The 22,540-nt window shown below is 67.2% G+C and carries 7 protein-coding genes and 1 pseudogene; all 8 read right to left on the bottom strand.

Features of this window, described 5'->3' with window-relative positions:
- Positions 1-4 precede the first annotated feature (4 nt).
- The 8 genes and pseudogenes from HBH25_RS00345 to HBH25_RS00310 all read right to left on the bottom strand — a co-directional run bounded on the left by HBH25_RS00345 (position 5) and on the right by HBH25_RS00310 (position 22,467).
- Positions 5-211, bottom strand: coding sequence for an MbtH family protein (locus HBH25_RS00345; protein ID WP_168080380.1), 207 nt, complete (start codon positions 209-211; stop codon positions 5-7).
- A 79-nt stretch (positions 212-290) separates the two neighbouring features.
- Entirely contained in the window at positions 291-1,304 is a 1,014-nt protein-coding gene (locus tag HBH25_RS00340; RefSeq protein ID WP_168080378.1) for a TauD/TfdA family dioxygenase, read from the bottom strand.
- 2 nt (positions 1,305-1,306) lie between these two features.
- Entirely contained in the window at positions 1,307-2,059 is a 753-nt protein-coding gene (locus tag HBH25_RS00335; protein ID WP_168080376.1) for a thioesterase II family protein, read from the bottom strand.
- A gap of 8 nt (positions 2,060-2,067) precedes the next feature.
- Positions 2,068-3,141, bottom strand: coding sequence for a GNAT family N-acetyltransferase (locus HBH25_RS00330; protein ID WP_168080374.1), 1,074 nt, complete (start codon positions 3,139-3,141; stop codon positions 2,068-2,070).
- Positions 3,142-3,143: 2 nt separating this feature from the next.
- Positions 3,144-4,496, bottom strand: a complete 1,353-nt coding sequence (locus HBH25_RS00325; RefSeq protein ID WP_168080372.1) for a lysine N(6)-hydroxylase/L-ornithine N(5)-oxygenase family protein — start codon at positions 4,494-4,496, stop codon at positions 3,144-3,146.
- A gap of 2 nt (positions 4,497-4,498) precedes the next feature.
- The gene (locus HBH25_RS00320) at positions 4,499-12,961 is read right to left on the bottom strand and encodes a non-ribosomal peptide synthetase (RefSeq protein ID WP_168080370.1); all 8,463 of its coding nucleotides are present in this window, start codon (positions 12,959-12,961) and stop codon (positions 4,499-4,501) included.
- Positions 12,962-13,009: 48 nt separating this feature from the next.
- Complete coding sequence (locus tag HBH25_RS00315; protein ID WP_168080368.1) at positions 13,010-20,959, bottom strand: non-ribosomal peptide synthetase; 7,950 nt, start codon at positions 20,957-20,959, stop codon at positions 13,010-13,012.
- A gap of 1,057 nt (positions 20,960-22,016) precedes the next feature.
- Positions 22,017-22,467, bottom strand: a pseudogene (locus HBH25_RS00310) (REP-associated tyrosine transposase).
- Between the last annotated feature and the right edge of the window lie 73 nt (positions 22,468-22,540).

Here is a 22,540-nt window from a genome sequence, read left to right as displayed (position 1 = left end):
GTGGTCAGGCAGCGCCCATGGCCCGCCGCAGGCTGGCCGGGCGCATGTCGGTCCAGTGGGTTTCGATGTATTCCAGGCACTGGGCTTTGGGTGCGGCCTCTCCTACCGGGGTCCAGCCTGCTGGCACGGCCTTGAATTCGGGCCAGATGGAGTACTGTTCCTCTTCGTTGATTACCACTAGAAACAATGCGTCGTCGCGATCGAATGCCATGTGTACGTGTCCTGAAACAGTGAGCGTTAGCGGCCATTAGTGGCCTTTCATAAAGGTGACGAACCAGCCTTCGCGCAAATTAGGCCTGTTTATCCCAGCTGTGCCCTTGCGCCATGGCCACTACCACGCGGCGGTCACCGCTGAAGGGCGCACGGCCGTGGGTCATGAGCATATTGTCCAACATCATCACGTCCCCCTGCTGCCAGGGGAAATCCAGCCGGTGGGCGGCATACACCGCACGGACGTGGTCCAGGTCGGCATCGGCAATGGGTTCGCCATCCCCATAGAACACGTTACGCGGAAGGTCTTCCTCATCCACGATCTCTAGCAGCGCCTCACGTGTAGCCGCGTCCAGGGCTGAGATATGAAACAGGTGGGCCTGGTTGAACCACACCTTTTCACCTGTTTGAGGGTGGCGGGTGACCGCTTGGCAGCGCTGGCGAATGCGCAGGCAGTCGTCTTCCAACCATTCCCACTCAATGCCGTGCTCGCGGCAGTAGGCTTCTACCTGGGCAGGGTCTTCGGTGTTGAACACCTGCTCCCAGGGCAGGTCCAGGCCGCTACCGAAATTGCGCACATACATCAGCTCACGGGCTTCGAAGCGTTCGCGCAGGGCCGGGTCCAGGTAACGGAAAATGGCGCGGGAATCGGCGACAGGGGTCTGGCCACGGTCGGTAGGTGCCACGTCGCAGTAAAACCAGATTTTCATGGGCCACTGGGTGGTATAGGCCTGTTCATTGTGCTGCGGAATCCACTGGTGCTTGGGGTACTCGGTCGAAGAGTACACGCCCTTCTCCACCTCGCTCCGGGGGGTAGAGCCGAATTCGTAGGACAGCAGCGGCGCGCCGAACCCTTTGGCGAAATCATGGAAGCGCTGGATGCTCATGGCGCTGAAGCCGCGCAGCAACACACCGCCGTCGCGGGCCAGGGCCGCGTTGATTTGCGTGTGCAGGCCGGGGTCGAGCAGGTCTACCTCCGGGCTTGGCGCGGTGAGCACGGTGAGGCGTGTGCCGCCGTGGCTCAGCTGCTGCTCGGGCAAGGCAGTGGCGGCCACTGGCAACGCCTGGGGTGCGGACGAAAGGGCAACCGACATGATCAGCTCCTGTAAGCGTTCAATAAGGAAGGGGGGGCCGGCCGGGTGCATGTGGGCAGTGCGGCCAGCACATGGGCCAGGACGTCGGCAGGTCGCTCGGTGATAAACAGATGCCCGCCGTCGATTTCCAGGCCCGTGACGGGTTCGGTGGTTTCCTGCGCCCAAGCCGCCTGGGCAGGCGCCAGCGGGCAGCCGGCATCGCCCCCACCGGCCAGCACCAGAATCGGCACCTGCAGCGGCGAGCGAGGTGGGTAGCGGTAATTCGCACACAGCTGGAAGTCGTTGCGCAGAATGGGCAGCATCAGTTCACGCAGTTCAGGGTTGGCCAGGGCCTCACTGGGGCCACTGATCGCGTCCAGTTCAGCCATCAGACAGTCGGTGGAACAGGTCAGCCAAGGGGTGTTTGCCAAGCGATGTGGGGGCCGTGGCGGGCGGCTGGCCGACAGCACCAGCAGCTCTGGAGCAGGCAGCCCACGCTCACGCAGGGCATGGGCCAGCTCGAAGGCCAGCAAGGCGCCCATACTGTGACCGAACAGGACCGAAGGCAGGTCGGCCTGGGCTTCCACCTGCGCCAGCAACAGGTCCAGCACAGGGCCCCACTCGCACAGCAGTGATTGCCCCCACTGAGTACCACGCCCCGGTAGCGCCATAGGGTGTACGGCAATATCTACGGGCGCCAGCCGCTGCCAGGGCTGGAAGATGGCGGCACTGCCACCGGCGAACGGCAAGCAGAACAGGTTGCGTTTGATAGTCATGGCGGGGCCTATCGGGGGCCGTACTCCTGGAAAAAGGTTTCCCGCGCCAGGCTTATGAGGGCGGCGCGCTTGTGGGGGAAGTCGAATTCACGCAGCTTCACCCCTCCCTGCTCCTGCATGTAGGCGATCCACCGCTGGTTATCGACACGCGGCTCGCCATACACCGTCTGGGTACGCGGGTCGTCCAGGAAGGCGTAATGGAACAGGGAACGCAGCCAGGCTTCCAGCTTGGCCGGCCCTTGGTGCCGGCGGTTGCCCACCAGGATGTGGATGCCGCGGTCGTAGTCTCCGGCCTGGCAGAACGGCGCTAGCCGGTCCTCCTTGACCCAGTAGAGTTCGAAGTAGGCAAAGGGCTCGCCATTGAAACAGCCGAACAAGGTCTGGGTGTGGGGGTCGGCCTGCTGGGCGGCCAGGAACTGGGCGTGGGTCTGGGTATCGTCCGCCTGGTCCCACACGCTCGCCACATTGGGCAGGTTCATCCACCGGTTGAAGGTGATCAGGTCTTGCTCAATGTCCAGGGTGCGCAGCGAAAAGGTCAGGTCCAGGTGCGGCAGGTGCCGTTCGTACACCACCCCTTCCGGTTTCGGCGGGCGTACCGGGTGGCGGTGGTTGGCGGTCAGGGTGAAGCGCTGGGCAAAGCCGCTGGCGCCCTGGCGCAGCCATAGGGCGGGGTGCTGCCAGAAGCTGGCACGGCGCACCTGCAGGCGGCAGCCGTCGGCCAGGGGTTCCACCTGGTCGAACACCCCTTCCCGGACAGCCTGCACGGCCCACGCCGGGGTCACGGCCAGCTCCAGTGACAGGGCGTCCAACTGCATGGGGCGGCAGAAGAACTCGGCCAGCACGGGCAGCAGCGCCTGTGCCGGGACAGGTGAGGCCAGCGGATGCGTAGCGCGCAGCCGCACCCGCTGCCCATCCAAGTGCACGTCCAGCCGCAGCGCAGGCTGGCCGCCCACTTCAAGGGTCAACTGAGCCTGGCTCAAGGTCAGCGAGCAACGGCGGCCGTCGCCTAGCACGTAGCTGAACGGTGACCGGTACAGGGCGTCATCCACGTGAGCGGCGGTGTGAATCGCGTGTGTCTGCATGGTCAGGCCACCGCCGTGTCGGGGCGAGCAGACTGCCGGGCGCAGGCGGCCTGTACGGAGTGAGCGATTTCCATGGAACGGGTGGCCAGAATCGACAGCAGCGTATCGCTCAGCCCATGGGTGGCCTCACAGCTGCCTTGCAGCCAGATACCGGGCTGGAACCCTTCGCTGGTTTTTACCCGGTAATCCCGGCCCACCTCGAACTCACCCAGGTGCGGTGCCAGTTCGCCCAACAGGCGGCGATGGTCGTCGCGGCGATAACCGGTAGCGGCCACCACCACGTCGAAATGCCGTGTTTCAGTTAATTGCCGTTCGGTGTCTTCCAGGGTCAGCTCAACGCCTTGGTCACTGGCACGCGCAGCCACCAGGTGGCGCTGGGTCAGCAGCGTGTGGCGAGGCTGGGCGCTCACTTTTTGCATGTAAAACAGGGTGTACAGCCGCTCCAGCAGGTCAACGTCTACTACCGCATAGTTGGTGCCTCGGTATTCGTCGATGAACGCCTGGCGGGACTCGGCATTGCGCTGGTAGATCGCATCGGTGAAGTCGGCGTGGAAAATCTCGTTCACGAAGGGGCTGTCGTCAGCGGGTTTGAGGGCGGACCCGCGAATCACCAGGCTTACGTCCAGTGCATCGTCGGCCCGCTGTACCAGGTCCTGAAAAATTTCCGCCGCGCTCTGGCCACCGCCCAGCACGGCCACGCGCAGGCGCCGGCCTTCGCGGCGGGCCCGTTCACGCCCCGCCGCCAAGGCACCTTCGATCCTGGGCAGGTAGGCCGAAGAATGCACCACGCGCGCTGCGCCCTCGGCGCCTAGTGCCGCCAACGGCTCAGGCAATAGCGGGCGCCCGCCTACGGCCAGCACCAGGTTGCGGGTCACGCGGCGAACCTCGCTGCCGTCTTCACGCTGGGACACCACCTCCAGTGCGCGCACCACGCCATTTTCAGCACGCGGGCGCACCTGTTGAACGGCTTCGCCGTAATGGGTCTGCGGGTCGAAGAACGACGATGCCCAGCGCAAGTAGCCTTCGTATTCGATGCGGGTGGGCAGGAAGCTGCGCAGGTTGGCGAAGTCTTCCAGGCGCCCTTGCACGTGCAGGTACTTGAGGAAAGAGAACGGGCTGCACGGGTCACGCAGCGTGACCAGGTCTTTGAGGAAGGAAATCTGCATGCGGCTGTCGGCCAGCAGCATGCCACTGTGCCAGGCGAAACCTTCGCGTTTTTCCACAAAGGCGGTGTTCAGGCGCCGCTGCGGCGTGCTGCTTTCCTGCAAGGCGATCGCCAGTGCCAGGTTGGAGGGGCCAAAGCCGATGCCCAACAGGTCCAGCGGCTGGGCTGAAGCGAGATGATCGAGTTTCATGTTTAAAAAGTCCTCTTCAAATCGGAGTGCAAGGCCTGGGCAACGGCCTGCAGTACCTGCGGGTGATCGACAATGTCTTCGTGGGTGGTGGCCAGTACATCCACCGCATGGGCGGTGCCGTGGGTGGTCGCGGCCCAGGCAGCGGCGGTGTGCCGCTCGCCGTCGGCCACCCGCCATACGTGAAGGTCATGGGCCAGGCACAGGGGGGTGCGCCCCGGCAGCAGGCGCCGATGTTGCTGTATCACGGCCTGCAAGGCCTGTACGGTGTCACCGCCGCTGCCGTGGTGCGGTGCGAGATAGGCCGCCAGCGTGGCAGGGTCCAGCGCTTGTTCGGCGGGATCCACGGCCAGGGGTTGCGGGTCGCTGTCCAGCACGCCCACCCACGCCACGGATTCACCTTCTGCTGCCAGGGCTTGAGCCAGGTGCGTGGCCAATAGCCCGCCCAGGGACCAACCCAGCAGCCGATAAGGCCCGTGGGGCCGGGCCTGGCGAAGGCGACGCGCGTAGTCCGCGATCCAGGCGGCGAAATCGGCGGGTGCCCAATGAGGGTCGGCATAACGGGGTGACTGCACCCCGATCACTCGCCACTGCCGGCCCAGCGTTTTGGCCAACGGGGCATAGCGGTTGACTAGGCCAAACCCGGGGTGCAGGCAGAACAGAGTCGGCGCGCCGGCGTCGCCCTCCTCCAGCACCACCAGGTTGTCGGGCAAGCCGACGATGGCCTGTTCGATCGCCGTGGCCAGGGCGCTGGGGGTGCGCTGTACGAACAAGGTTTCCAGCGAACCCCCGCGGATGCCGCTGTTGCGCAACTGGGCCATGGCGCGCATGGCCAACAGGGAGTCGCCGCCCAGTTGGAAGAAGTCCTCGTCGATGCCAATGGCGGGCAGCCCCAACAGGGCCTGCCACTGCTCAACGATGCGCCCTTGCAACGCCGTAACCGGTGCGCGGCGCGCCAGGCTGGTAGGCTGTGCCTCGGCCCCTTGCTGCGCCAACGCCCGGCGGTCCAGCTTGCCATTGGGGATCTGGGGAAGCGTGGGGAGCAGGTGCCACAGGCTGGGGACCATGTGCGCGGGAAGTTGCGCGGCCAGGGCCTGTTCAAGGTCTGTAGGCACCGCCGTCACGGGGATGACAAAGGCGGCCAGGCGCGCGACACCGGCGCCAGTGTCTACCACCAGCACGGCCGCATCGGTGACACCTGGCTGCGCACGCAGCACAGCTTCGATTTCGCCCGGTTCGATGCGCTGGCCACGCAGTTTCACTTGCTGGTCCAGGCGGCCCTGGTACTGCAGGCGGCCATCGAGGCCCACCTGGCAGCGATCCCCCGTCCGGTAGCGGCGCGCACCGGGCGCACCGAAGGGGTCTGGCAGGAAATGTTCGGCGGTCAGCGCCGCACGCCCCAGGTAGCCACGGGCCAGGTTGTCACCGCCGATGTACAGCTCACCCACACCACCGGCAGGGACGGCCTGGCCATGGGCGTCCAGCACCTGCAGGCTGTTGTGCGCCACAGCGGTGCCCAAATGAATATCAGCGCCCTGGGCCACCTGAGCCACGCTGGACCACACCGTGGTTTCAGTAGGCCCGTACAGGTTCCAGACCTGCGCGCCACGGGCCTGCAAGGTGGCCGCCAGGTCCTGCGGCAAGGCTTCGCCCCCGCACAGGGCGCGGAAGCCTTCAGGGGCTTGCCAGTCGCTGGCCAGCAACAGCTTCCAGCCGCTGGGCGTGGCCTGCATCAGCGTAGCCCCACAAGCCGCCAGCCGCTGGGCCAGGCGCTCGCCGTCCAGCACGTCGGCGCGCGCCGCGACCTCCACACGGGCGCCTACCAGCAACGGGGCGTAGGCCTCCAATGCGAAAATATCGAAGGACGGCGAAGTGACGCACAGCAGCACATCGTCCGTGGTGATCCCCGGCGCCTGCACCATGGCGCGCAAGAAACGGTCCAGGGCCCCGTGGCTGATGGCAACGCCCTTGGGCGTACCGGTGGAGCCGGAGGTGTAGATCACATACGCCAGCTGCTCCGCGTGCAGCACCGGCAAGGGTGTTGTGGCTGCACCTGGGTTCAGGTCTTCAAGGCTGACTAAAGCGACCTGGGCCGGCAGCGCGTTTTCGTCCAGCAGGTGCTGGCGGCTGGCGGCGTCGCAGATAACCACCTGCACACCGGCATCTTCCATCATCAGTTGCAAACGGGCCGCCGGGTAGTGCGGGTCCAGCGGCACATAGCAGGCGCCGCTGGCCAGCACGCCCAACAACGCCACGGGCAGGCCTACCCCACGGGCCATGCACACGCCGACCCGCGCCTCGGCCTGTACCCCTAGGGCCAGTAGGTGCCTGGCCAACGCGTGGCTGGCGCCCTGCAGTTGCAGGTAGGTCAGGTGTCGCTCGCCGCTGCCCACGGCGACGCGGGTAGGCCAAGCCTGGGCGGCCGTGGCCAGCCGCTGCGGCAGCGCTTCAAAGGGGCGGGCCAGTGCCACAGGCGCAGCAGGCCGGTGAGCGGCAAGGCTCAGCGTACCCAGGGCGCCACACGCAGGCTGGCTCAGTTGGGCCAGCAGGTGCTGGAAATCCTGTGCCAGGCGCTGGACCAGGTCCCGGTCCAGCAGTTGGCTGTCCCAGGCCCACTCCAGTGCCAGGGGCGCGCCGGGTGTCACACTCAGGGTCAAAGGATAGTGGGTGCGGTTAACCGCCTTGGCGGTACGGATACGCAGCGGCTGCCCGTCGCCGTTGGCAGCGTGCTTGGCGGCATCCCCGGTGTCATAGTTCTCGAACACCAGCAGGCTGTCGAACAACGCCTCGCCCCGTAGCCCAACCCACCGTTGCACCTGTGCCAGGGCATTGTGCTCATGGTCGCGCAGCTCGGCGTTGGCCTGTTGCACCTGCCGCAGCCACGCACCTGGCGCGACGGCCGCCGGCACATGAAGGTTCAGGGGCAAGCTGTTGATGAACAGCCCGGGCATGTTTTCAATACCGGGCACCTGCGCCTCGCCCATGCTGCGGCCGGAGGTGGTCACGCCGAACCGCACGCTGTCGCGGCCGCCATAACGGGCCAGCAGCAGTGCCCAGGCGCCTTGAATAAGAGTATTAAGGGTCACCCGTGCCTGTTGCGCCGCTGCACGGGCGGCGTTGTCGAGGGCCGCAGGCACTGCCTGCTCCAAATGGCCGATGCCGGGGCGGGGCTGGGCTGCACTGCCCAGTACCCCAGCCAGCATCGCTGGGGCGTCGGCCTCGGCGAAACGGGCCTGCCAGTAGGCTTCGCCGGTGTTCTGGCGGGCCAGCCAGGCCACGTAATCCCGATAACGCCCAGGGGCTGGCAGGTTCGCGCGCCCCTCGGCCGCATAATGTGCGGCCACTTCGTCCAGCACCCGCGAGCTGCTCCAGCCATCGGTGAGGGCGTGGTGGCTCGTCCACACCAGTTCGTGGGTGCCGTCTGCCAACTGGAACAGGTTCACCCGCATCAGCGGTGCCTGATCGATGGCCACACCTTGAGCCAGGTCGTCACGGCACCACCTGTCCAAGGCCTCGGGCGCTTGCGTTGCCGATGTGCCACGCCAGTCATGGACCTGGGGCGCCCAAGGCACCTCGCGCAGCACCACTTGCAGCAGCTCGCCGTCGGCCCGGTGATGGAAGGCCGTGCGCAGGATGTCATGGCGCGCCACCGTGGCTTGCCAGGCCTGGGCAAGGCGCGCGGTATCCAGTGCCCCTTCCAGGCGCAACTGCAGCTGGTTGACGTACGTGCCGCTGCCCTGGCGACGCTGGGCGTGGTAGATCAACCCCTGCTGAAGCGACGTGGCCGGGTAGATATCGGCCACGTCGCCCAAGGGCAGGTTCAGCGCCTGCAACCCAGCGGCGTCCAGGCCGGCCAGCGGGAAGTCTTCCGCCGTGGCGCCACGGGGCGCCTGAGCACAATGGTCGATCAAGTGACGCAGGCGGGTATCGAAATCATCGGCCAGCACCTGGGCCAACGCGGGCGCCAGCACGGCGGGCAGGTGCCGCCACTCTACAGTCAGCTGGCCTTCCACGATCCAGGCATTGAACGCCAAGGCGTGCTCGCAAGGCTCCGCCCCATTGACTGCCTGCCCCGCCGCTTCGCCGCTGGCAATGCGCATCACGCTCGCGCCTTCCTGGCCTTGGCCGAACTGGCCCAGGTAGTTGAAGCTCACGCTCGGCCGGGGCAGGCGCGCCAGGGCCGCCTGTGTGTCAGGCGTGCCCAGGTAGCGCAGCACCCCGAAATGCAAGCCCTTATGGGGCAGCCCACGCAGGGTGCGCTTGACGTTGGCCAGGGTGTGTACCGGGCTAACGCCGGTGGCCAGCCAGGTGGGGAAGCGGGTGGTGAACCAGCCTACCGTGCGGCTCAGGTCCAGTTCAGCCATCACGTCCTCCCGGCCATGACCCTCAAGCTCTACCAACACACCGGCGGTTTCACTCCAGTGGGTCAGGGCGTCGGTCAGTGCGGCCAGCAACACTTCGTCTACCCGCGTGCGGTAGGCCCCTGGTACGTCAACCAATAGCGCCTGGGTGCGTTTGGCGTCCAGCGTGTGCGTCAGTGTCTGGGTGCTGCTCAACGCATGGGCGACATCAGCCAGGGGCGCTGCCAAGGGCAGGCCGCCGCGTGCTCGGGTGGGGGCGTCCCAGGCAGCGGTGGCCGCCAGGTGCTGCTGCCAGAACGGCAGCTCGGCCTGTACCTCTGGTTGCTGGGCATGGCGTGCCAAGGCCGTGGCCCACTCAGCCCAGGTGGTGCCAGGGGCCGGCACCTGAGGCGCCGCGCCCGTGAGGGCTTGGGTGTAGGCCTGTTCCAGGTCCTCCAGCAGAATGCGCCAAGACACCCCATCGATGCCCAGGTGGTGCACGGCCAACAACAACCGCGAGCTGCCATCCGGCAGGTCGAACAGTGCCCCGCGCCACAAGGGGCCTTTGGCCAGGTCAAGGGAGGCCTGCACCTGTTCGCCCGCCTGCGCCAGGTCGGCACGCCAGTCTTCGCTGGCCCGCAGGTCCACACGCGCCAGGCTCGCGGTTGCCTGAGGCGCCACCTGCTGCTCCCAGCGGCCTTGTAGGCCACGGGAAAAGCGCAGGCGCAGCGCATCGTGGCTGGCCATGACGGCACTCACAGCGACCTGAACCGCATCCCACGACAAGCCGCCGGTAGAGGCCAGCAGCAGCGACTGGTTCCAGTGGCTAGGCGCCTGGGAATGTTCCTCGAAAAACCGCGCCTGGATCGGCGTGAGGGGCTGGCCTTGGTTGACAGTGGGCGCGGCCGCAGCGGTTGGGCGGGTTTTGGCCGTGACAGCCTTGGCCACCGCTGCCGCCCCGGCAATGGTGGGGTGCTCGAACAGCTGGCGTGGCGTCAGGCCGATACCGGCCTGGCGGGCCTTGGCAATGATGCGCAGGCTGAGGATGGAATCCCCGCCGATCTCGAAAAAGTTGTCGTTCACGCCGATGTCGGCCCGGCCCAGCGTGCCTTGCCAGATATCCAGCAGCGCGGCTTCCGTGGCGCTGCCAGGCGCGGCGGGTGCGGCCTGAGGAGCGGCCAGGGTGGGGGCCGGCGCCAGGGCCTGGCGGTCCACCTTGCCATTGTGGGTCAACGGCAGGCTGGCCAGCACCGTAAGCGTGTCGGGCACCCAGGCCGGGGGCAGCAGGGCTTGCAAGGCACTGCGCAGGTGGGCGGTGTCCAGCCCCTGGCCGGTCACAAACCCGTGCAGTTGCATGCGCTCGGCCTCGTCGCAGCGGGCGATCACAACAGCCTCTGTAACGCCGGGCTGGGCGCGCAGGCAGTGGGCAACTTCCTCAGGCTCAACGCGATACCCGCGGATTTTCACTTGATCGTCGCGCCGACCCAGGAACACGAACTGGCCGTCGGCGTCGCGGTAGGCCCGGTCGCCCGTGCGGTAGACGCGGGTGCCCTGGCCCAGCGGGTCGGGCGTGAAACGCTCGGCGGTCAGGGCGGGCTGGCCCTGGTAACCGCGGGCCACACCCTGGCCACCGATGCACAGTTCGCCCCGCGCACCGGCCCCGGCCGGGTTGCCATGGGCGTCTTGCAACTGCACTTGGGCATGGCTCAGGGGCTGGCCCAGGGGCCATTGGCTGGCGCTGCCCTGCACGCGGTGCCAGGTCAGTGCGCCCACTGTGGTTTCGCTGGGGCCGTAGTGGTTCAGCACCTGGCAGTGGGGCGCCAGGGTGTCCAGTTGCGCCAGCAAGGCCGGGCTGGCAGCCTCGCCTCCCAGCACCAGGCAACGGGCCGGCAGTACCTGCGCCGGCTCGGCAGCCTGCAGCAGGCCACCCAAGTGGGACGGCACGATTTTCAGCAGGTCGATCCGTTCACGGGCCATGTACTGCGCACACAGGTCGGCGTCCTGGCTCACCGCCTGAGGCGGCACGTGAAGGGTCCAACCCGCCCACAGCGCACCGAACAGCGTGGTGTGGCCTAGGTCGGCGGCCGGGGTAGACAGGCAGGCTGCCCGCTCGATCCCTTCAGGCAGGCGCGCTATCAGGGCCGCCAGGTAGGCGTCCAGGGCCTGATGAGGCACCGCGACCCCTTTGGGGCGCCCGGTGGACCCGGAGGTATAGATCACATAGGCCAGTTGGCCAGGCAGCGGGCCTGCATCACCTGGGAAGGTATCGGCTGGGAAGGTATCGCCTGGCAAGGTAGTGAGCCACGGTGCGCCAACCGGTGCCTGAAGGTCCAGGCACGCCATGCCCTCGGGCAGCCAGGCCGGCGCGCCCTGTGCCGCCAGCACGCACACGCAGGCGCTGTCCTGGGTTTGCCAGGCCAACCGCTCGCCGGGCGCGTCCACGTCCAGGGGTACATAGGCGCCGCCGGCACGCCACACCGCCACAATGGCAGTAACGAATGCGGGGCCACGGGGCAAGGCCAAGGCCACACGTTGCTCCGGCGCAACGCCCAGGTGGCGTAACTGAGCCGCCAGTTGGCCCGCGCGCTGCCACAGGGTGGCCCAGCCCAGCACCTGTTCACCGTCACTGAGCGCGGCGGCCTGGGGCTGGGTGGCGGCATGGCGGGCGATACGTGCCAATAAGCCTGGTACCGCAGGCGCTTTGGCCACGGCGGGTGCCTCGGCCAACCCCAGGCCCAGCTCGCCAACCGGGGTGTTGCCGTGGGTGACGAAGGCGCGCAGCAAGGCGCCCAGTTGCTCGCCAAGGCGCTCAACGGTGGCGTGGTCCACACGGCGCGTGTCGTAGGCCAGGACATAATCGAAGGTGGCGCCCGCCGCCACGATCAGGCTCAGCGGGTACGGGTTGCGGCCATCGGTGTCGCGCCGGCCCAGGGCGGGCTTATCGCCTAGGCCCAGCAAGCGCACGCGCAGGCCGGCGGCCTGTGCGCCACCGGCTTCCACCGGGTAGTTTTCCACCACCACAATGCTGTCGAATACGGCACGGCCGCCGTTGCTGACGGCCTGAATCTGCGCCAGCGGCACATGCTCCACCGCCCGCAGTGCAAAGGCCTGGGCCTGCACGGCGCGCAGCCACTCACCCAGCGGTTGGGCTGCGGGAATGTGGACGGGCATGGGCACGGTATTGATAAACACGCCGACCATGGCCTGCATGCCGTCCACTTCGGCCGGGCGACCGGAGCCGGTCACGCCGAATACGGCTTCGTCGCGATCCGCATGCCGTGCCAGCAGCAGGCCCCAGGCCGCCTGCACCAGGCTGCCCAGGGTGACCCGCTGTTCGCGAGCAAAGGCTGCAAGTGCCTGGCTATCGTCACCGGCCAGGCGCCAGCGCCATTCGGCGTAGCGGCGCCCGCCCGCTGTGGCGTTACCCGCGCTGACCGGCAGCGGGGTGGGCACCGAGAACGGTGCCAAGGCGTCGCACCAGCGCTGCTCGGCCGCGCCGCGGTCCTGGGCATCCAGCCATTGGCGATAGGCTTTCAGGCGGGGTGCCGGGTGTGCACCAAGGGGTTCATTGCCAGAAGCCTCCCCGACCGCCTGGGTGTACAGCGCCATCACGTCGCGTAACACAATGGGCAGGCTCCAGCCGTCCAGTTGCACGTGGTGCAGGCGCCACACGAACCAATAACGGCCCTCCCCCAGCGCAATCAATTGCAGCTGCAGGTCGGCAGCGTTTTCCAGATCAAAGCCCTGGGCACGGCACTGTGCCCAGGCAGCATCGAGCTGAGCCTGCTGCTGGGCAGCGCCCAGTGCGCTCCAATCCAGGTGCGTGCAGCCCAGGCCGGTATCGCGGTACACCACCATGGCCGGCTGGCTCAGGCCTTGCCAGCGAAAATCTGCCCGCAGGATCTCATGCCGCAGGATCACGTCGCGCCAGGCCGCCTCAAACGCGGCGACGTCCAAGGTGCCGTCCAGCTCGAACACGTATTGGGAAAAATAAGGGTCATCGCCCCCGGCTTGCAGCGCCTGGCTTAACAGGCCCGGCTGCACCCCTACCAGGTGCTGGACGGATTCGATGTTGCTCTTGCGCCGGAACGGGCTGCCCGTGGGCATGGCATCGCTGGTCATAGACATAGTCATTCACTTTAATAATCGGTTGAGCCCCAGCGGGGGCAGCCTGGCTCAGTCGTCCATCGACCCCAGCAGGGCCTCCAGGTCGTCGCCTTGAACGTCACTGGCAAACGTGCCTGGCTGCGCCTGCGGCGGTACCAGCAGGGTGCGCAGCAGCTCCTGAAACTGGGCCGACAACGCCGACGCCTGGGCCGGGGCAATCAGGCCAGGCAGGTAACGCCAGTCCACAGACAGGCAGCCGTCCACGATCAAGGCGTTCATTTCCAAGGCGTAGGAACACAGGGTGTGTGGTCCCAAGGCCGCGCCAGCCTGCTCGCCCGAGGCCAGCCGCAGCGGGCCATCCTGCTCGCCCTGGCCAAACTGCCCCAGGTAGTTGAAGCTCACTTGGGCCTTGGGCAGCGCCGCAATGGCGGCCTGTGTCGAGGCATCGCTCAGGGTTTCCAGCACGCCGTAGTGCATGCCCTTGTGCGCAAGGCCGCGAAGGCTCTGGCGCACCTGTGCCAGGGTCTGTGCGAGCGACGCGTCGCAGGCCAGCCACAGGGGGTAGCGGGTGGTGAACCAGCCCACCGTGCGGGTGAGGTCCAGGCCGTCGATCACTTCCTCGCGGCCATGGCCTTCCAGTTCCAGCAGCACACCCGCCGTGGCGCCCCACCCAGCCAAGGCCTGGGCCAGTGCCGCCAGCAGCAGTTCGTCAACCCGGCACTGCCAGGTGCCGGTGGCTTGGTGGAGGAGTGCCTGGGTGTGTGGCTGATCCAGCTGCCAGCGCAGGACCTGGCTGGCGGCCAGGGTACGATTCACGTCCATAGGGGCTGCCGCCAAGGGTAAGCCGCCCCGTGCCTGTTGCTCGACCGTCCATTGGCGGGTCGGCGCCAACTGTCGCTGCCAGCGGGGCAACTCTTCCTGCACCGCCGGGGACTGCCCATGGGACTGCAGGGCCTGTGCCCATTGGCCCCAGCTCAGGCTTTGGGCCGGCAGCGCGATGGGCGTGCCCGCTTGGGCCTGGCCCCAGGCCTGGGCCAGCTCTTCAAGCAGGATGCGCCAGGACACCCCGTCCACGGCCAAGTGGTGCACCACCAGCAGCAACCGCGAAGCACCGCCCGGCAGCGTGGCCAGCACGGCGCGCCACAGGGGCCCGTTCTGAATATCCAGGGAGGCCTGTACCTCGTCGCCCAAGGCATTGAGGGCCGCTGCGGGTTCTCCGTGCTGGCTCAGGTCAACCTGTTCCAGCGCCGGGGTAGGCGTGTTGGCGGGCAGGCTGTGGGCCTGCCAGTGGCCGTGGGCGTCACGCTGATAGCGCAGGCGCAAGGCATCGTGGCGCTGCATCACCGCGTCCAGGGCCTGGCGCAACGGCGTCACGGCCAGTGCCTGGTCGGCGGCCAGCAGTACCGACTGGTTCCAGTGGTTCGCCCCTTCAGGGTGCTCACTGAAGAACCAATGCTGGATGGGGGTGAGCGGTACAGGCCCCTCTACCGCCTGGTAACGCACGGCAGTGCTGGCCTGGGGCACCTGCTCGGCCAGGGCTGCGACGGTCTGGTGCGCAAACAGGTCGCGTACGCTAAGTGTGAGGCCATTGGCACGGGCCCGGCTGATGACCTGAATGGCCTGGATCGAGTCACCGCCCAAGGCGAAGAAATTATCGTCGATACTGATGTCATCCCGGCCCAGTACCTCACGCCAGATCGCCAGCAAGCTCGCTTCGCGCTCATTGCGCGCTGCCAACCGCTCGCGCTGGTCCTCTACAGGCGCCAGGGTGGGCAGCGGCAAGGCTGCCTTGTCGACCTTGCCATTGGGGGTCAACGGCAAGCTTGGCAGCGGGACAACGGCGGTGGGCATCAAGTAGGTGGGCAGGCGGTCGGCCAATTGCGTCAGTAACTGCGCGCCCGTTATCGCCGCGTCCTCTACCACGGCCCAAGCGTACAAACGGCGGGCTTCGCCTTCACCGCGCACCTGGGCCACTGCATCGCGCACACCTGGCAAGGCACCGACGGCGCTTTCCACGTCGGCCAGTTCGATACGGTAGCCGCGTAGCTTCACCTGGCGGTCACCCCGGCCCAGGTAATCGATCACAGGTTCAGCCTGCTGGCCGGGCCGCACGCGGCACAGGTCGCCGGTACGGTACAGGCGCGCGCCGGGCAGGCCGAAGGGGTCGGGCACAAAGCGTTCGGCGGTGGCTGCAGGGCGCCCTAAATAGCCCCGTGCCAACCCCTCCCCTCCAATGCATAGTTCGCCCGTGGCACCGTCGGGCACCCGGTTGCCCCAGGCATCGAGCACATGAACCGCCCGGCCTGGATAGGCAGTACCCAGGGTGACCACGGCCTCCTGGGTATCGGCAGCACGGGTATGGCGGCTCATGGCTGAAATGGCGGCCTCGGTAGGGCCATAGGTGTTCTCGAAACGGACGTTGCACAGGCCACTGGCACGCCATCGAGCCAAGGCCTGGCCACTTAACGCTTCGCCACCCACGGTCACCAGCCGCAAGGCCGGCAGCGCCGTGGGCAGGTCACCCAGCCACTGCTGCCAGAAGGCCGTGGGCAGGTCCGCAACCGTCACGGCCTCCTCGGCCAGCACCGCATTGAACTCAGGCCAGCTCCACAGCTCGGGGCCACGCAGCACCACACGGGCACCTACGCACAGGGCGGGCAGCAACTGTTCCAAGGCAGCGTCGAAGTTGATGGTGGAAAACTGCAGCACGCGGTCCTGAGCGTTGAGGGCAAAACGCGCGAACACGTCTTCCATGTGCACCGACAAGGCACCGTGGGTCATCGCCACACCTTTAGGCGCGCCGGTGGAGCCGGAGGTGTACATCACGTAGGCCAATGCAGTGGCCGCAGGCGCCTGGCATTCGAGGGGGACGGCTGGCGTAAGGTCGTGGTCTTCGAGCACGTGCAAGGTCAAGCCCTTGAGCACCGTCGATAGCAGGGCTGCGCTGGCACGGTCCACCACCACCTGCTCGATACCGGCGTCCGCCACGATGTGGGCCAGGCGCTCAGGCGGGTAGTGAGGGTCTAGGGGCACAAAGGCCCCACCGGCGCGCCAGATGCCCAGCAAGGCGGCAACCATGGCGGGTGAACGGCTCACACACAGCCCGATCCGGGCTTCGGCCGGGCTGTTGGCGACCATTAACCGTGCGGCAACACGGCCAGCATCGTGGGCCAGTTCGCCGTACGACACGGTGGCCTGGTGTGGCGTATCGGGCGAGCGCAGGGCGCAAGCTTGCGCGTTGGCACTGGCCTGTTCGGCAAACCGGGCCAGCACACACTGGTAAGGTCGGTTGGCCGCAGAGGGGGCCACTGGCGTACCTAGCACCAAGGCCCCAATGGCCCGAGTGGGATGCGCCACGACCTGGCTGAGCAGGTTCACATAGTGGTCGGCCATGGCCTCGATGGTGGAAGGCTCCAGTACATCGGTGGCATAGCCGAAGGACAGGCGCAGGGTGTCGCCGCGGTCGGTGACGTCCAGGGTGAGGTCAAAGGGCGCGGTCTCCCCGCCCATGGCCGGTGACTCGAAGGTGCTCACCCGTAGGCCGCCCAGGGTTGCGAACTGCCCAGGCGGGGTCACTTGCAGGTTGAACATGGTCTGGAACAGGGGGGACAGGCCCAGCTCGCGCTGGGGCTGCAAGGCGTCCACCAGTTGCGCGAACGGCACACTGGCATGGGCCTGGGCGTCGAGCACCTGTGTGCGGGTCTGGTCAAGCAGCGTGGCAAACGGCTGCTGACCTTGCACCTGAGCACGTATTACCAAGGTATTGGTGAAGAACCCGATCAGGCTTTCCACCTCCAGTTGCTCGCGGTTGGCGACCGGAATGCCGATACGCAGGTCAGCCTGGCCGCTGTACCGGTGCAGCAGCGCCTGGTAGGCCGTCAGCAAGGTGCTGAACAAGGTGGTGCCGGCGCCTTGGGCCAGGTGGCGCAAGGCGCGGGTATGCTCGGGGCTGAGGGCATGCACGTAGCGTGCACCAGCGCCGTCACGCACGGCGGGGCGTGGCCGGGCCAGGGGCAGGTCCAATACCGGCTGTTCGGCACCCAGGGTGGCCTGCCACCAGTGCAGGTCCGCCGCTTGCTGGGCCTGCTGCGAACGCTCCCACAGGGCGTGGTCGGCACACTGGATCGGCAAGGCTGGCCATTGTGCACTCATGCCCTGGCGCAGGGCTTCATGACCGGTGCAGAACTCGTCGATCAACAGGTTCATGGACCAGCCATCGGCAATGATGTGGTGCATCACCACCGCCAGCACATGCTCGGTGGGGCTGCTGGACAGCAGGCTCACGCGCAGCAGCGGGCCCTGGGCCAGGTCGAATGGCCGGGTGACCTGCTCGCGCAACGCCTCGTTCAGGGCGCCGGGGCTGGTGGCGTCGAAGGTCGCGGTGTGCCATTGGAAGCGGGTGTCCAGCCCTACCTGCTGGCAGGGCTGGCCGTCTACCAGGTGGAAGGTGGTGCGCAAGGCTTCATGGCGCGCCACCACCTGGGTAAAGGCCTGGCGTATGCGCTGGGCATTCACTTCACCGTACAGGCGAACTGCACCGGGCACATGGTAGGCGCTGCTTTCAGGCTCCAGCTGCCACAGCACCCATAGCCGTGCCTGGGCCTGGGACACCGGCAGCGGTTGTGCGGGATCGAACCCGTCACGCTGGGCCCGTGGCCGCAAGGTGTTGGCAGGGGCAACGTCACTGACAACGCCCTGAAGGTCGGCCAGGGCCGCGGCGAACTGGCGCAAGGTGGGCAGGTTGAACACCTGCTGCAGCGGGAGCGTAAGGTGCAAGCGCTCACGCACACGGGTGGTCACCTTCACGGCGCTGAGGGAGTGGCCGCCCAGCTCGAAGAAGTTGTCATCGCGGCCGACGGTGACGTCGCCCAGCACGTCTTGCCAGATCGCTGCCAGCGCTTGTTCATAGGCGCCTTCAGGGGGCAGGAATGGCCGCTCGGCCTGCTGCGCTTGGGGGTCGGGCAAGGCTTTGGTGTCCAGCTTGCCGTTGGCGGTAAGCGGTAGCGCCTCTAGCCAGACGAAAGCGGCAGGAACCATGTGGGCTGGCAGGCGCGTGGCCAGGTAATCCCGGAGGGATGGGGCGTCCAGTGGAGCGCCCATTGGGGTGCTCTCGGGGCCGGCTACCAGGTAGGCCACCAGGCGCAGGTCGCCCTGCCCGCTTGGGCGTGCCACTACCACGGCCGAACGCACCTGAGGGTGTTCCCGCAACTGGGCACTGATCTCGCCCGGCTCGATACGAAACCCTCGGATCTTCACCTGGGCATCGTTGCGCCCCAGGTATTCCAGTTCGCCGCTCGGCAGGCGCCGGGCCAGGTCGCCGGACCGGTACAGGCGAGCGCCTGGCGGCCCGAAGGGGTCGGCCACGAAGCGGCTGGCGGTCAGCGCCGGCTGCCCCAGGTAACCACGGGCCAGGCCGGCCCCGCCGACGCACAGCTCACCCACGGTGCCCAAGGGCGAAGGGTTCAGGTCCGCATCCAACACGTACAGCTGCAAGTCGGCCAGTGGCTCGCCGATCAGGCTGGGCGCGTGGCCTTGGGTATCGGCCAAGGTGATATCCCTGGCGGTCACATGCACGGTGGTTTCCGTGATGCCGTACATGTTCACCAGCCGAGGGGCGGCCTCGCCTCGCCAGGCCAGCCACTGGGCCAGCGCATGGGGCTCCAGTTTCTCTCCGCCAAAGATCACGCAGCGCAGGGTGTGCAACGGTGCTCGCAAGTCCTGCTCGGCCTGGATCAGCGGCAGGAACGCCGAGGGGGTCTGGTTCAGCACTGTCACGCCAGTGGCGTGCACCAGGGCATGGAACTGTTCAGCTGAACGGGCGGCCCAGTACGGTACGATCACCGCCTGCCCGCCGGAGGATAGCGCCCCGAACAGCTCCCATACTGAAAAGTCAAAGGCGTAGGAGTGGAAGCAGCTCCACACGTCCTTCTCGTTTAAGGCAAACGGCGCCAAGGTGACATCCAGCAGGCGCGCCACATTGCGCTGGGTCACGGCCACTCCCTTGGGTTGGCCAGTGGAGCCGGAGGTGTAGATCACGTAGGCCAGTTGGTCGGGATGGCTGTGCACCGGCGCCAGTGCCCTCGCCTGTTCTGTTTGCTCGACGGTTACGCAGGCCAAGCCGTTGAACAGCGCCACGTGGCGCTGCTGGCACGCTGGGTCTACGACCACGCGTGTGATACCGGCATCGGCGAGGATGTACTGCAAACGGTCCAGGGGGTAGTCGGGGTCCAGGGGCACGTAGGCGGCGCCACTGGCCAGCACACCGTACAAGGCGATGGGCAGCGCTGCCGAGCGCTCCACGCAGACGCCCACGCATTCGCCAGCCTTCACGCCTTGGGCTTGCAAGCGAGCGGCGAGCCCTTGGGCGCCCGTGCTGAGTTGCCGGTAGCTGAGGGCAACGTCACCGGCGACTACGGCGGTGCTATCGGGCCGCTTGCGGGCTTGGTCGAACAGGCGCTCGGCCAGCGACACGAAAGGCGTCGAAGGTAGCTGATGGGTGACCGGGGCCAGCCCGGCCAGCGCCAGGCGGCCCAGCGGCGCCTGGCTATCCAGGATCACCTGTTCCAGCAGGCAGAAGTAATCGTCGGCCAGGCGTTGCACCGTGTCGGCGTTGAAAATGTCCGTGGCGTAGATGAACGCAAACGTCAGGGTGTCGCTCTGGTCGCGGATATCCAGGCTCAGGTCATACCGGGCCACAGGGTGCGCCGGGCTCCACTCGGTAACTTGCACACCGGGCAGTTGCGGCAGGCCGCTGCCCTGCACTTCCAGCACGTTGAACAGGGCCTGGCACAAGGGCGTAACACCCGGGGCCGGCGTGGGCCGCAGGGCCTGCACCAGGTCGGCGAAGGACACGCCACCATGGGCCATGGCTTCACCCAGGCGCTGCTGCACCTGCTGGAGCAAGGCCGTGAACGGCAGCGCACCGGCCAGCTCGGCCTCGATCACCACGGTATTGACCAGGCACCCGATCAAGGGCGCGGTTTCAGAACGGTCGCGGTTAGCCAGGGGCATGCCCACCCGCACCGTGGGCTGGCCGCTGTGCCGGCTCAGGACCAACTGATACACCGCTAGCAGGATGGCCGACAGGGTGCTGCGTTGCGCCTTGGCCAGCGCCCGCAGGCCTGCCAACGACTCGGCCGGCAACCGGTGTACGGTCCGCGCCCCATGGCCGTTGCGAATCTCGGTGCGCGGGCGATCCAACGGTAGCGCCAGTGGCTCCAGCGGTTCGGCGAGGCGTTTACGCCAATAGGCCAGGTCGGCGGCGTGGGCTGCCGGGCTGTGCCAGTCGGCTTGCCACTGCACCCAGTCAGCGAACTGCACGGCCAGCGGCGCGGCAGGCTGTTGGCCGCTGTAGCCCTGGGCGAATTCGCGTACCAGCACCGCCATGGAGAAGCCGTCGGCGATCACGTGGTGCAGGGTCAAGAGCAGAACATGACGCCCTTCGCCCACGGTAACCAATGCCAGGCGCCACAACGGCCCTTGTTCCAGGTCGAAGCGGCGCAGGTAAAAGGCTTCGGCCAGGCCTTCCAAGGCGCCAGCGGGGGCTGTACCGGTCGCGTCACGCAGGTCGTGAAACGCGCACAAGGCCTGGGCGGCTGCCGGGTCAAAGGCATCGATGGCCTGTACCGGCTCCCCGTCCTCTTCAAGGATGCGCGTGCGCAGGGTGTCGTGGCGCTGGGCCAAACCCGCAATCCCAGCCAGCAGCCGCTCGCGGCTCAGCGCGCCGTCCAGGCGCAAGCCACCGGTCATGTGATAGGCACTGCTGTCGCCGTCCAGCCGGGCCAGGAACCACAGCTGCTGTTGCATGGCTGAGAGCGGGCCACGGGCGCTGCCATCCGCTGCTCGCGCCAGCAGCGGCACCGCTGGCAACTGGCTCCCCTCCAGGTTCAGCTCCGCCAGCCGAGCGCGAAACTGGCTGCGTTTGTCCACCGGCAAGGCGGCATAGCGTGCGGAAATGGCCTGGCGATCCCGGGGTGCGGCGGCAGGGGCGGCGGTGTTCGATGAAGTTGACTGGTTCATGGGCGCGTCGTGATAAGTCCATGGGCAGCCACCGCAGGGGCAGCTAAAAGTGTCTTATCTGGGAGACGAAACGCGTGTGGAAATCTTCAGTAATAAAATGCGCCCAGGTTCGAAGCTACTCGCTGCTCGCTGCTTGCTGTGGGACCGGGCGTAGCCGAAGGCGGAGACCGGGAACAGGGCCACGGCGGTGTGCCGGATGTTCGGTTCGTCCGCTACGCGAACTCCCACAGGGGGGTGCGGCGCCTGCTGTTGGACCGGGCGCAGCCAAAGGCGGAGACCGGGAACAGGGCCGACGCGGTGTGCCGGGTGGCCGGTTCGTCCGCTATGCGAACTCCCACAGGGGTGCGCGGTGCCTGCTGTTGGACCGGGCGCAGCCAAAGGCGGAGACCGGGAACAGGGCCACGGCGGTGTGGCCGGGTGTCCGGTTCGTCCACTGCGCGAACTCCCACAGGGGGGTGCGGCGCCTGCTGTTGGACCGGGCGCAGCCAAAGGCGGAGACCGGGAACAGGGCCGACGCGGTGTGCCAGGTGGCCGGTTCGTCCGCTATGCGAACTCCCACAGGGGTGCGCGGTGCCTGCTGTTGGACCGGGCGCAGCCAAAGGCGGAGACCGGGAACAGGGCCGACGCGGTGTGCCGGGTGGCCAGTTCGTCCGCTACGCGAACTCCCACAGGGGTGCGGCGCCTGCTGTTGGACCGGGCGCAGCCAAAGGCGGAGACCGGGAACAGGGCTGACGCGGTGTGCCAGGTGGCCGGTTCGTCCGCTATGCGAACTCCCACAGGGGTGCGCGGTGCCTGCTGTTGGACCGGGCGCAGCCAAAGGCGGAGACCGGGAACGGGGCCACGGCGGTGTGGCCGGGTGTCCGGTTCGTCCGCTGCGCGAACTCCCACAGGGGGGTGCGGCGCCTGCTGTTGGACCGGGCGTAGCCAAAGGCGGAGACCGGGAACAGGGTCGACGCGGTGTGTCGGGTGCCCGGTTCGTCCGCTACGCGAACTCCCACAGGGGGTCGGCGCCAGCTTTGGGAACAGGCCGAACACCTGTGCCTAGCCAGCATGGGCTTCATAGCCACATGGCATCCCATAGGCAATAGTCCCTAGGGGTTTGCACAAGCCCGGCCCTGACCGGGTTGTAGATGATGTAACGGGCGGCGGCCTTGAGGTCATCTTCTCGGCGCATGGCCCTGTCGTGGAAGCCTTTTTGCCAAAGGGGGCCAGACCTGCCTGCCTGTTGATTGAACGACAGTGCCGCGTGCGATTTCACTTGACCGACCAACTGTTCGAGACACCCGGACGTAAGCCTGACCAACCAGTGAATATGATCGGGCATCACGACCCAGGCGATGCTGTCTGCCATTGTCCTGTTGTTGACGAAAAGCCTGCACCACAGGGAGGCCGGTTTGCCAACGATCAAACAAGGGCATACGGCCTAGGGTTGCCGTGGTGATCAGGTAGACCCTACCCACTTCGGACCACCGCCCAGCCCGTAGACGTTTACTGTGATAGCGCTGCATTGAACACCCTCCCTGGTTGAACCCGGAAAGGTACCCGCCCCACTGCTGTGCATGATCGTCAATAGCGTTACAC

This window comes from Pseudomonas quercus, from assembly GCF_012033695.1.
In the GTDB taxonomy this organism is placed as follows: Bacteria; Pseudomonadota; Gammaproteobacteria; order Pseudomonadales; family Pseudomonadaceae; genus Aquipseudomonas; species Aquipseudomonas quercus.
Note: the sequence above shows the minus strand (reverse complement) of the source record. Positions and strands in the feature narration are given on the sequence as shown.